We start from the raw sequence: 12,679 nt of genomic DNA, 5'->3' as shown, positions 1-12,679 counted from the left end.
AGATTATAATATATTTGATGTGGAATTTTCAACAATATAATTAACACATTATGCCAATAACAGCAAATAATCCAAATAGAAAGTCATGGTTAGACGTTCCTGTTGACAGTGATTTTCCCATTCAAAACATCCCTTTTGGTGTTTTTCTTACCAAAGAGAATATAGTAACAGTAGGAACGCGTATTGGTGATTATGCAATTGATCTTGGTGCGTTACAACAACTCAATTATTTTGAAGGTATCGAATTAACGGACGATATGTTTATGCAAGATACACTCAATGATTTCATATCTGATGGAAAAAAAACTTGGAGGTTAGTAAGAAACAGAATTGCTGATATTTTTGACGAAACCAATCCAAAATTACGTGACAATGAAAAACATAGAGAAGTTGTTGTTTTCAAAATTTCAGAAGTAGAAATGCAACTCCCAGTATTAATCGGCGATTATACAGATTTCTATTCTAGCAAAGAACACGCAACTAATGTTGGGAAAATGTTCCGCGACCCAGAAAATGCACTATTGCCTAACTGGCTTCATATTCCTGTAGGTTATCATGGAAGAAGTTCTACCATAATCCCTTCTGGAATACCCGTTCACCGTCCGATGGGACAAACCTTACCTAATGGAGAAACAACTCCAGTTTTTGGCCCTTCTCGATTGGTTGATTTTGAACTAGAAACCGCTTTCATTACAACCGACGTAAACATTATGGGAGAAAATATTCCTGTTTACGAAGCTGAAGACTATATTTTTGGTATGGTTTTATTAAACGATTGGAGCGCTAGAGATATTCAAAAATGGGAATATGTTCCTCTTGGACCTTTCTTAGCTAAGAATTTTGCATCGTCTATTTCACCATGGATAGTAACACTTGACGCTTTAGAGCCTTTTAGAACCAAAGGACCAAAACAAAATCCTTCACCATTACCTTACCTTCAATTAAAAGGCAAACACGCTTTTGATATCAATCTTGAAGTAGCAATCACACCTAAAAATGGTGTTGAAAACGTAGTCTCTCATACCAATTTCAAATATATGTATTGGACGATGAGTCAACAATTAGCACATCATACTTCAAACGGTTGCCGAATCAATTCAGGCGATATGATGGGGTCAGGAACTATCTCTGGACCAACTCCAGATAGTTTTGGGTCTATGCTTGAATTGACTTGGGGAGGAAAAAATCCTATTCAAATGAATGATGGAAGTGAAAGAAAATTCATCAATGACTACGATACTGTTACCATTAAAGGCTACAGTAAAAACAATGAGGTTCGAATTGGATTCGGAGAAGTTTCAAGCCAATTATTACCACCATTTGTAAGACAATAAAAAAAATAAATCCTAAAAATAAAATCCGACAAATTGAATTGTCGGATTTTTTTTGGCACTATATTTGGCATCTCCAAAAAAGAGCCAAAATCAAACCTTAACCCTAGAAATTACATCAAATATGAAGAAAACTACTCTAATCCTATTCCTCCTTTTTATTATTAGTGGTTGTGGAGTAAAACAAACCCAACAATTAGTTAGCACCGGAAATTATGACGAAGCCATCAACAACGCATTGGCTAACTTAAGAACCAACAAAGACAAAAAGGGAAAACAAGACTACGTTTACCTACTCGAAGAAGCCTTTGCTAAAGCCAAAGAAAGAGATTTGAACAACATTCAAATGCTAAATATTGAATCCAATCCCAATCAAATCGAAAAATTGTACAATTATTACGTGCAGTTACACGACCGCCAAGAAAAGATAAAACCAGTACTTCCTTTGTTTTTAATTAAAGAAGGACGCAATGCTATTTTTCCTTTTGAAAATTACAACAGCCAAATCGTTTCAAGTAAAGCTGCGCTAGCCGAATACTTATACACAAAGGCGCTTCAATTGATGAAAACCAATACCAAAGTAAATTTCAGAAATGCTTTCGATGAATTGACTTATCTCAATAAAATTAGCCCTAACTACAAAGAAGTAAATCGATTATTAGACGAAGCCAAATTCAAAGGAACTGATTTTGTTTTGGTAAAAACTAAAAACGAAACCAATATGATTATTCCAGCGCGTTTGCAAACCGATTTATTGGACTTCAGTACTTATCGTCTGAATAATCCTTGGATTGTGTATCACAATGCACCTGAAAAAGGAACCAAATACGACTTCTCTATGATGATTTTGTTCAGAAACATTTTGGTATCACCAGAACAAATCAAAGAACGCGAATTCATCAAAGAACGCGATATTAAAGACGGTTACAAAAAAGTATTAGACGCTAACGGAAAAGCAGTGTTAGACGAAAAAGGCAAAGAAGTTTTGGTCGATAATTTCAAAAAAGTAACGGTTCAAATCTATGAATACCGTCAACTTAAAACGTGTCAAGTAACGGCTAAAGTAGAATTTGTTACTACAAAAGGCAATCAATTGCTTCAATCCTACCCTGTTACAAGCGAATTTGTTTTCGAAAATATTTATGCCACCTTCAAAGGAGACCGAAGAGCTTCTGAAGAAAGCTATTATTCTAACTTTGACCGCAGAGCTGTTCCATTTCCTACTTCAGAGCAAATGGTGTATGATACAGGAGAGGACTTAAAGTCAAAAATCAAAGATATTATGAATTCTAACCGATTCGAATAAGAAAAGTAGCTTTTGAAAAAACAATTCTTCCCCCTATTACCATAAAAAAAGTGATTTTGACTTTCAAAGTCACTTTTTTTGCTTTAAAAAATAAATTTTGTTGAAATTTAACAATTTTAAGTAAAATTTGATTTTTTATAAAATTTTATATCGTAAATTTGCATCGATGAAAAATACAAGTTTACATATAACTTCTATCTACCGGATAAATTTACTTGCTACTTCTCCCGAAGTGCGGATGCTATGCCTATAGTCTCCAAAAAAGTGTTTTCTATATTTTATCCTTTTTCATTTTACCATTTTGAAATCAAATCCATTTTTTAATGGAGTTTCAAATCTGACTGAAACTCAATATAATTTTATAAGTAACTACATTTCAATTATTTACAATAAAATATTTGAAAAAAATGTGGTACTTTTAATAGCTCATTGACTATGATTGCTTTAAAAAAAAGAACCAAACGATTTTTAACCTCTAAATCGAATTCCGAAATGAATATTTCTATAGTAGTAGCACAAAAAGAGCACTATACATTTGCTGCAGAAATTTGTGATACAATTGAAACCTCGGCCTTACAAAGAGGAACGGGAATAGCCAAAAGAACCCCAGAATACATCCAAAAGAAAATGGAAACCGAAAATGCGGTTATCGCCATAATCGATGGAAAATTTGCAGGCTTTTGTTATATCGAATCTTGGCAACACGGACAATTCGTCGCGCATTCAGGATTGATTGTACACCCTGACTTTAGAAATTTAGGATTAGCTAAAAAAATCAAAACCTTCGTTTTTGAGTATTCTCAACAAAAATACCCAGAAGCCAAGGTTTTCGGTATCACCACTGGATTAGCGGTAATGAAAATCAATTCCGATTTAGGATATAAACCCGTTCCTTTTTCTCAATTGACTACCGACCCTACTTTCTGGAAAGGCTGTCAAACTTGTACCAATTTTGAAATCCTAAAAAGCAAAGACTACAAAATGTGTTTGTGCACAGGAATGCTGTATGACCCCAAAGAAAAACAAAAAAATCCACCAAAACACCCTTTCAATGTCCGGATTTGGAATCGTTTAAAAGAGATTAAACAAGCCCTTTTCTTAAAAAAATAATAGTTCAAAAAATAAAAATCAACGTTTTGTCAGACACAAAACATTAAAATATATACAATGGAAAATAAAAAAGTAGTATTAGCCTATAGCGGAGGATTAGACACTTCGTATTGCCTAAAATATTTAAAAAACGAAAAAGGATTCGAAGTACATACCGTATTAATTAACACGGGTGGATTTGATGAAGCAGAATTAAAAGCCATCGAAGACAGAGCTTACGAACTAGGAAGCGCCAAACACGCCAATCTTACCATTTTAGACAAATATTACGACAAAGCCATCAAATATTTGATTTATGGGAACGTCCTAAAAAACAACACCTATCCTCTATCTGTGAGTGCTGAGCGTGTTTTTCAAGCCATCGAAGCCATAAAATACGCCAAATCCGTTGGAGCCACAGCCATCGCACACGGAAGCACCGGTGCAGGTAATGACCAAATTCGTTTTGATTTAATTTTCCAAACCATCGCTCCCGAAATCGAAATCATCACTCCTATTCGTGATTTAAAACTTTCTCGTCAGGAAGAAGTAGATTATTTAGCCAAAAACGGCGTGCATTATTCTTGGGAAAAAGCACAATACTCTATCAACAAAGGCCTTTGGGGAACCAGCGTGGGCGGAAAAGAAACCTTAACATCGGGACAACCTTTACCAAGCGAGGCCTACCCTTCGCAATTGCAAAAAGAAGGTGAAGAGAAAGTAACTTTAGAATTCCAAAAAGGGGAATTGGTTGCAATAAATGGTAAAACCGACAAGCCTTCGAATAATATTGTAGCCTTAGAAAAATTGGCAAGCGCTTACGCCATCGGAAGAGACATTCACGTGGGCGACACCATTATCGGTATCAAAGGAAGAGTTGGTTTTGAGGCCGCAGCCCCATTAATCATCATCAAAGCGCACCATTTGTTAGAAAAACATACACTCGGCAAATGGCAACAATACTGGAAAGAACAACTGGGCAACTGGTACGGTATGTTATTCCACGAAGGGCAATTTTTAGACCCAGTGATGCGCAACATCGAAACGTTCTTAGAAGACACGCAAAAAACAGTTAATGGAACCGTAACTGTCTCTTTAAAACCGTATCATTTCAGCTTAGACGGTATCGAATCACCAAACGATTTAATGAACACCGGCTTCGGTCAATACGGCGAAATGAACAATGCTTGGACGTCTGATGATGCCAAAGGTTTTATCAAAATTCTAGGCAATGCACAAAACATATTTTCATCTGTGAATCAAGAAACTTACGAATAGTATAGTTACTGATTAGGAGCGAAAGTTCAGGTATTTTTGGAGACATTAGTTCCCGCTATCCGTTGCAATATTTACAGGCTGAACACCAGCCCACAAAGGATTTCCACTACTATCGGGGCTAAAAGAGAAAAAATAGAAACTTTTGAATAACAAACTTACATTCTATAAACAAACCCTTAGCGCTTTGGCGTCTTTGCGGTGAAACAAAATAAAAATTATGATTAATGTTGGAATTATTGGCGGTTCGGGTTATACGGCTGGCGAACTCATCAGAATCTTGATGTTTCATCCCAACGCCAAACTCGACTTTGTGTACAGCACCACCAATGCGGGGAAACCCCTTTCGGTAGCGCATCAAGATGTGTTGGGCGATATCGAAATGAATTTTACAGATACCATCAACCCAAATGTAAATGTTCTATTTCTGTGTCTAGGTCACGGCAAATCCAAAGCCTTTTTATCCGAAAATACATTTGCCAGCCATACCAAAATCATTGATTTAGGCAATGATTTCAGGTTAGAAAAAGACGAAGTGTTTGAGGGTAAAAAATTCATATACGGCTTACCAGAACTGAACAAAAAAGCCATTAAAAACGGGCAATTCATTGCCAATCCCGGTTGTTTTGCTACCGCGATTCAGTTGGCATTATTGCCTTTAGCGAAAGCCAAATTGCTCAATAGCGATGTGCACATCAATGCCACAACGGGAAGTACAGGAGCTGGAGTGAGTCTTTCAGAAACTTCACACTTTAGTTGGAGAAACAACAATATGTCGCATTACAAAGCTTTTGAACACCAACATTTGGGAGAAATAGGCGAGAGTTTACATCAATTGCAGGAAGATTTCAACAACGAATTGCTTTTTATTCCCAACAGAGGGGATTTCCCAAGAGGAATTTTTGCCACCTTGTACACGCATTGTGAGGAAAGCTTAGAAGATATCGTGGCCAAATATAAAGCCTTTTACAAAAATGAACCATTTGTAACCGTTACAACTACCAACATCAATTTAAAACAAGTCGTTCAAACCAATAAATGCATCATTAGTTTGATGAAAAAAGGCAACCGCATTTTGATTACTTCGGTTATTGATAACTTAGTCAAAGGCGCCTCAGGTCAAGCCATTCAAAATATGAACTTGCTCTTTGGACTCGACGAAAGTACCGGTTTGCATTTGAAACCAAGTGGATTTTAAAAAAAGTGGATTCGGTTAATCGTTTATTTGTTTAATCGATTAACCAAATCAACAAATTAACGATTAAACAGCAACCATGAACCTATTCGACGTTTACCCATTATACAACATCACACCTGTAAAAGCAGTAGACTGCACCATTACAGATGAAAACGGTGTGGAATATTTAGATTTATACAGCGGCCACGGAGTCATCTCCATTGGGCACACCCAACCGCATTATGTGGCGAAAGTAAAAGAACAATTGGACAATATTGGATTCTATTCTAATGCCATCCAAAATCCATTACAAGTAGAATTAGCCCAAAAACTAGGTGAATTATCAGGCTATGATGATTACGCTTTGTTTTTGTGCAGCTCAGGAGCCGAAGCCAATGAAAACGCACTAAAATTAGCCTCTTTCCACAACGGAAAATCGAGAGTTATTGCGTTCGATAACTCTTTTCACGGAAGAACATCGGCAGCTGTGGCGGTAACCGATAACAAAAAAATTGTAGCGCCCATTAATGCCCAACAAGTGGTTACTTTTTTACCACTAAACCAAATTGATTTGGTAGAAACCGAATTACAAAAAGGCGATGTGTGCACCGTGATTATTGAAGGCATTCAAGGTGTGGGCGGATTAGATGAAGGAACGACAGAATTCTTTCAAGCCTTAGAAAAACTGTGCAAACAATACGAAGCGGTTTTGATTTTAGACGAAGTCCAATCCGGTTATGGCAGAAGCGGGAAGTTTTTTGCTCATCAATACCATGACATCAAAGCGGATATCATCTGCTTGGCCAAAGGAATGGGCAACGGTTTCCCAATTGGTGGGATTTTGATTGCACCACATTTCAAAGCGAGTTATGGCTTATTAGGTACTACTTTTGGCGGAAGTCATTTGGCTTGTGCCGCTGGAATCGCCGTTTTGGATGTAATTAAGAGTGAGAAGTTAATGGATAATGTAAACGCCGTTAGCGAGTACTTTATGAAAGCCATCCAACAAGTGCCTGAAATTATCAAAGTGAAAGGAAAAGGATTGATGCTGGGCGTAGAATTTGATTTTGATGTGAGTGCTTTACGCAAGAAAATGATTGTGGAAAAACATATTTTCACAGGAAGTGCTAATAATAAAAACCTGTTGAGAATTTTACCGCCCTTGACCATTACCACAGCAGCAATTGATACCTTTATCGTTGCTTTGAAAGAGTCGTTGGCTGAATTGAAATAAGAAACTGCGTGAATATTCCTTGCCAGTCCGCTGCGTGAGGGAGAGCAGTGGAGCTCTCCCGATTTTTCATCGGGAAGCGGGAACGGATAGCCCGACCCGACCTTTTTTGGGAGGGGCACGCCCAAAAAATTAACTAACCAAAAACTATGAATACACTACTAACCATCGAAAAGAGAAACGCCGTTTTAACCACGATGGCGGCTTTGCTAGCGCAGGAACGAACGGCATTGAAAAGTAGTAACCAACAAGATTTAGCCAATTATTCTGGAGAAGATTTGGCGATGGAAAAACGTTTGTTGGTCGATGATGCCAAAATTGACGGTATGATTTTGTCCTTGCAACAATTGGCCAGTCAAGAAGACCCTGTGGGGAAAATTCGCTTTGAATTTGTTCACGATAATGGTCTTAAAATTTATAATAAAACTGCTGCATTTGGCACTATTTTAATTATTTATGAGTCCCGACCTGATGTAACAGTTGAAGCGGGTGGTATTGCTTTTAAATCCGGAAATAAAATCCTTTTAAAAGGCGGCAAAGAGTCATTACTGTCGAATCAAAAAATTGTAAGTCTTTGGCATCAAGCTTTGGAAAGCAATGATGTAGCAACGGATTGGGTGGAATACCTGAATTACGATAGAGCACAAACCCAAGTTTTTTTGGAAAAACCAACTCAAAAGGTTGATTTGATTGTGCCTCGTGGCGGAGAAAAATTAATTGAATTCACCAAAAAACACGCTACTTGTCCAGTGATTGTTAGTGGTCGTGGAAATAACTTTGTGTACGTAAATGCTGATGCTGACTTAGACAAAGCAACAGCAGTGATTATTAATGCAAAGACCTCAAATATATCAGTTTGCAATGCTTTAGATAAAGTAGTAATTGATGTTAATTTACCGAATTGGGAAGTCTTTTCTAACCAATTAATTCGTGCTTTGCAGGAACGAAAAGTGACTGTTTTGGGAGATGCCACAATTGCCAAAACAACTCAAATTTCCCAAATTGATTCAGACGACATTTGGTATGAAGAATTTTTGGATTACAAAATTGTAATTGGCACTGTTTCTTCTAATCAAGAAGCAATAGCTAAAATCAATAAATATTGCGGAGGTCACTCAGCTGCTATCATCACCGAAAGTGAAACAACAGCCCAAGAATTTATGGATAACGTTGATACTTCATCCGTTTATCATAATGCTTCGACTCGTTTTACCGATGGAGGGCAATTTGGTTTAGGTGGAGAACTCGCTATCAGCACAGACAAATTACACCAACGCGGTCCCATTGGTTTACAACATTTGGTCACCAACAAATGGTATGTTTACGGAGAAGGACAGGTTCGGTAGGGACAAGTCGCGACTTGTCCTTACTTGAAATCAATGCACAATCTGTTTGTAAAAAAATACAAAATGACAAAAAAAAGAATATTATTAAAATTAGGCAGCAATACCTTAACCAAGGAAACCAATCATATCTCGAGAGGAAAGATTGAGGATATTGGAATGCAAATTGCCGCGCTACAAGACCAATACGAATTCATTATTGTAAGTTCTGGGGCGATTGCCGCTGCCAAACAGTTTGTTAAGCTAGACAATAATGACCAAGAAGTCTTTGTAAAACAAGCCTTGGCTTCCATTGGGCAACCCCATTTGATGCGTATTTACCACGAAAATTTCAGCGATTTAGGATTGCATATTTCACAATGTCTCCTCTCCTATTCTGATTTTGAAAAAGAACAATCCAAAGTCAATATCGTGAACACCATCAATGTGTTGGTCAAAAACAATTACATTCCCATCATTAATGAAAATGACACGGTGGCTACGGACGAAATCAAGTTTGGTGACAACGATAAATTAGCCGCTTTGGCAGCCGTATTGCTAGATGTCGATATTTTGATTATTGCTACGAATACCAATGGTATTTACACCAAAACTTCTATCAACGATGCACTTCCATCAACGATTGAACTAGTAACGGATTTGTCATTGTTACAAAAAGAAATAGGTGATAAAAAGTCGTCTCACGGAACTGGTGGTATGCAATCTAAAATAGAATCGGCAGCAATTGCCAAAAAAGCCAATATTGAGACTTGGATTGTGAATGGCCTAGAGGATGATTTTATGCGGAAAGCGCTGCGGAATGAAATCCCTTTCACTAAAATTATTTAACTTAGAACCACTAAAAATCACAAACTACAAATCCGCTTATTCAGCATTCTAATAAGATAAAGCTATGAATTACACCTCAATAAAAGAAATCGATTCACTAAAGAAATGGGTAAAACAAGCCCTTAAAATAAAGAAAGACCCATTAAAAAATCAAAGATTGGGTAAAGACAAAACATTGGTTATGCTCTTTTTCAATCCAAGTTTGAGAACGCGTTTGAGTACTCAAAAAGCGGCCATCAATCTAGGAATGAATGTTATGGTGATGAACTTTGGAGCTGAAGGATGGACTTTGGAGTTCGAAGACGGCACAATTATGAATCAAGGCGCCTCCGAACACATTAAAGAAGCCGCCGAAGTCGTTTCGCAATATTGTGACATTATTGCTATCAGAGCTTTTGCGGGACTAACGGATAAAGAAAAAGATAATGCAGAAACCGTTTTGAGTGGTTTTGTAAAATACGCCACTGTGCCTATTGTTAATATGGAAAGTGCTACGGGTCACCCGCTACAATCCTTGGCCGATGCCATTACAATGGCCGAGTTCAAAACCAAACACAAACCTAAAGTAGTACTGACTTGGGCGCCACATCCTAAAGCATTACCTCAAGCTGTGGCCAATTCGTTTGTAGAAATGATGCAACTGCAAAGAGATATGGATTTTGTAATTACGCATCCAGAAGGTTATGAATTGAATCCTGAAATCACCAAGGATTCGGTAATTGAATACAATCAGGACAAAGCTTTTGAAAATGCTGATTTTATTTATGCCAAAAACTGGAGCAATTACAACGAATACGGGAAAGTGACGAATACAGACGAAAATTGGACCGTTACGGCTGAGAAAATGAAATTGACGAACAATGCCAAATTTATGCATTGCCTTCCAGTGCGTCGCAATGTGATTGTAGCCGATGAAGTAATTGATAGCGAAAACTCTATTGTGATTCAGCAAGCCCATAACAGAACCTATTCAGCACAATTGGTTTTACAAAAAATACTGAAAAGATTACCTAATAAAACCAAAAGTTTAGAGTATTAATTCAAAAGAATGGAACAACTAACAATAGTAAAAATCGGTGGCAATATCATCGATAATCCAGCCGAACTACAACAATTTATTACCGATTTTTCAAAAATAGAAGGCTATAAAGTGTTGGTGCACGGCGGAGGAAAATCAGCTACCAAAATGGCGAAAAGTATTGGTTTAGTCCCTCAAATGATTGATGGAAGACGCATCACCGACCAACCTATGCTTGACGTTGTGGTGATGATTTATGCCGGCGAAATCAACAAAAACATCGTAGCACAATTACACGCAAATGGTACTAATGCTATGGGCTTTTCTGGGGCAGATGGCAACTTGATTCAGTCTACCAAAAGAAATCATCCCACGATTGATTACGGTTTTGTGGGAGATGTGCAAAAAGTAAACACCTCGCTGCTAGAAACATTGATAAAAAACGAGATTACCCCTGTTTTTTGTGCTATTACACACGACAAACAAGGACAATTATTGAATACGAATGCTGATACGATTGCCAGTGAATTAGCCATTGCTTTGTCGGAAGTTTTTGAAGTAACTTTAACGTATTGCTTCGAAAAATCGGGAGTTTTGTATGATGCAGAAGACGACACTTCTGTCATTGAAAACATCAATAAAGAACTGTATGACCAATTAAAAACAGAAGGCGCCATACATTCAGGAATGATTCCAAAACTCGACAATTGCTTTAACAGCTTGTCCAAAGGCGTTCATAAAATAAAAATTGGACATCACAGACTATTGAAAGACAACAACATACTTTGTACGAGTATAACATTATAGATTACTAACAACCCTTTCAGAATTCAGAACTTTGAAAGGGTTAAATTAAAAATTTTGAAAACCATAACAACCCTTACACAAGAAGCCATCGCCTTACTAAAAGCATTGATTGCTACTCCTTCCTTTTCTAGTGAAGAAGCACAAACTGCGCTTTTAATAGAACAATGGTTCCAGCAAAATAACATTCCCTTTGAGCGGGAAAACAATAATATTTGGGCGTACAACCAACGCTTTGATGCGGCTAAACCTACCCTTTTACTAAACTCCCATCACGATACTGTAAAACCCAACCAAGGCTATACGAACGACCCTTTTGAACCTATTGAAAAAGACGGGAAATTATTTGGTCTAGGCAGTAACGATGCTGGAGGTTGTTTAGTGGCTTTATTGGCCACTTTTGTTCATTTTTATGCTCAAGAAAATTTGCCTTACAATTTGGTTATGGTGGCTTCTGCAGAAGAAGAAAGCAGTGGCAAAAACGGATTGAATAGCGTACTAAAACATTTACCAGAAATTGATTGCGCCATTGTGGGCGAACCTACCTTAATGCAATTGGCGATTGCTGAAAAAGGACTTTTGGTTTTGGATGTAGTCGTAAAAGGAACCGCAAGTCACGCGGCACACCATAATCCTGACAATCCTATTTACAATGCAATGCCTATCATCAGTTGGTTTAACAGTTACCAATTCGAAAAAATATCAGAAGTTTTAGGGCCTGTAAAAATGACGGTAACCCAAATCAACGCAGGAAAACAACACAATGTAGTACCCGCTGAATGCCATTTGGTAGTCGATATTCGAGTAAATGATTGTTATAGCAATGCAGAAATATTAGACACGGTTCGTCAACTAGTGAAAGCTGAGATTACACCGCGTTCTATGCATCTCAATGCTTCTTCTATTCCTCTTTCACACGGATTAGTACAAGCAGGAATCGCGTTAGGCCGCACCACCTACGGCTCTCCTACGCTTTCGGACCAATCGGTGTTGAGTTGCCAGTCGCTAAAACTTGGCCCAGGAGAAACCCTGCGGTCACACTCGGCTGACGAATTTATTTACATCAATGAAATCGAAGAAGGAATTGAATTGTACATTAAAATATTAACAGATTTTTTTAGGAGCTAATCCCGCTATCCGTTACAATCTTTTATGGCGAACCCCGCCATAAAAGGATTTCCACTACTATCGGGGCTAGGAATAAAATAAAACGAGAACATAAATCTAATAAAGACACTTTGCGAACCTCTGTTCACTTTTGTAGTGCTTTGTGAAAA

The 12,679-nt window shown here is 37.6% G+C and carries 11 protein-coding genes; all 11 read left to right on the top strand.

The window, feature by feature from the left end:
• Positions 1-50: 50 nt before the first annotated feature.
• The 11 genes from fahA (at position 51) to FLAVO9AF_RS04370 (ending at position 12,530) form a co-directional block, all read left to right on the top strand.
• The gene (fahA, locus tag FLAVO9AF_RS04420; protein ID WP_159684935.1) at positions 51-1,334 is read left to right on the top strand and encodes a fumarylacetoacetase; all 1,284 of its coding nucleotides are present in this window, start codon (positions 51-53) and stop codon (positions 1,332-1,334) included.
• Positions 1,335-1,455: 121 nt separating this feature from the next.
• Positions 1,456-2,637, top strand: coding sequence for a hypothetical protein (locus FLAVO9AF_RS04415; RefSeq protein WP_159684932.1), 1,182 nt, complete (start codon positions 1,456-1,458; stop codon positions 2,635-2,637).
• Between the two features lie 492 nt (positions 2,638-3,129).
• Positions 3,130-3,747, top strand: coding sequence for a GNAT family N-acetyltransferase (locus FLAVO9AF_RS04410; protein ID WP_159684929.1), 618 nt, complete (start codon positions 3,130-3,132; stop codon positions 3,745-3,747).
• A 57-nt stretch (positions 3,748-3,804) separates the two neighbouring features.
• On the top strand, positions 3,805-5,004 hold the full coding sequence (locus FLAVO9AF_RS04405) for an argininosuccinate synthase (protein WP_159684926.1): 1,200 nt from the start codon (positions 3,805-3,807) through the stop codon (positions 5,002-5,004).
• A gap of 217 nt (positions 5,005-5,221) precedes the next feature.
• Entirely contained in the window at positions 5,222-6,199 is a 978-nt protein-coding gene (gene argC, locus FLAVO9AF_RS04400; RefSeq protein ID WP_159684923.1) for an N-acetyl-gamma-glutamyl-phosphate reductase, read from the top strand.
• 76 nt (positions 6,200-6,275) lie between these two features.
• Positions 6,276-7,412, top strand: coding sequence for an aspartate aminotransferase family protein (locus FLAVO9AF_RS04395; protein WP_159684920.1), 1,137 nt, complete (start codon positions 6,276-6,278; stop codon positions 7,410-7,412).
• A gap of 146 nt (positions 7,413-7,558) precedes the next feature.
• Positions 7,559-8,755: a glutamate-5-semialdehyde dehydrogenase gene (locus FLAVO9AF_RS04390; protein WP_159684916.1), complete on the top strand. Its 1,197-nt coding sequence runs from the start codon at positions 7,559-7,561 to the stop codon at positions 8,753-8,755.
• 63 nt (positions 8,756-8,818) lie between these two features.
• A complete protein-coding gene (gene proB / locus FLAVO9AF_RS04385; protein WP_159684912.1) occupies positions 8,819-9,580 on the top strand; it encodes a glutamate 5-kinase in 762 nt (253 codons plus the stop codon).
• Between the two features lie 64 nt (positions 9,581-9,644).
• Positions 9,645-10,619 (top strand): N-acetylornithine carbamoyltransferase, encoded by a 975-nt coding sequence (locus FLAVO9AF_RS04380; RefSeq protein ID WP_159684909.1) that lies wholly within the window; start codon positions 9,645-9,647, stop codon positions 10,617-10,619.
• A 9-nt stretch (positions 10,620-10,628) separates the two neighbouring features.
• A complete protein-coding gene (gene argB, locus FLAVO9AF_RS04375) occupies positions 10,629-11,405 on the top strand; it encodes an acetylglutamate kinase (RefSeq protein ID WP_159684906.1) in 777 nt (258 codons plus the stop codon).
• 54 nt (positions 11,406-11,459) lie between these two features.
• Entirely contained in the window at positions 11,460-12,530 is a 1,071-nt protein-coding gene (locus tag FLAVO9AF_RS04370) for a M20 family metallo-hydrolase (RefSeq protein WP_159684903.1), read from the top strand.
• The last annotated feature ends 149 nt before the right edge of the window (positions 12,531-12,679 follow it).

The organism is Flavobacterium sp. 9R (assembly GCF_902506345.1).
Taxonomy (GTDB): Bacteria; Bacteroidota; Bacteroidia; order Flavobacteriales; family Flavobacteriaceae; genus Flavobacterium.
This window is presented reverse-complemented; position numbering and strand designations above follow the sequence as displayed.

Excerpts from the sequence above, each read along its gene's own strand:
- FLAVO9AF_RS04410 (WP_159684929.1), top strand. The coding sequence starts at position 3,130 with ATGAATATTTCTATAGTAGTAGCACAAAAAGAGCACTATACATTTGCT.
- FLAVO9AF_RS04395 (WP_159684920.1), top strand. The coding sequence starts at position 6,276 with ATGAACCTATTCGACGTTTACCCATTATACAACATCACACCTGTAAAA.
- FLAVO9AF_RS04390 (WP_159684916.1), top strand. The coding sequence starts at position 7,559 with ATGAATACACTACTAACCATCGAAAAGAGAAACGCCGTTTTAACCACG.
- proB (WP_159684912.1), top strand. The coding sequence starts at position 8,819 with ATGACAAAAAAAAGAATATTATTAAAATTAGGCAGCAATACCTTAACC.
- argB (WP_159684906.1), top strand. The coding sequence starts at position 10,629 with ATGGAACAACTAACAATAGTAAAAATCGGTGGCAATATCATCGATAAT.
- fahA (WP_159684935.1), top strand. The coding sequence starts at position 51 with ATGCCAATAACAGCAAATAATCCAAATAGAAAGTCATGGTTAGACGTT.
- FLAVO9AF_RS04380 (WP_159684909.1), top strand. The coding sequence starts at position 9,645 with ATGAATTACACCTCAATAAAAGAAATCGATTCACTAAAGAAATGGGTA.
- FLAVO9AF_RS04415 (WP_159684932.1), top strand. The coding sequence starts at position 1,456 with ATGAAGAAAACTACTCTAATCCTATTCCTCCTTTTTATTATTAGTGGT.
- FLAVO9AF_RS04405 (WP_159684926.1), top strand. The coding sequence starts at position 3,805 with ATGGAAAATAAAAAAGTAGTATTAGCCTATAGCGGAGGATTAGACACT.
- argC (WP_159684923.1), top strand. The coding sequence starts at position 5,222 with ATGATTAATGTTGGAATTATTGGCGGTTCGGGTTATACGGCTGGCGAA.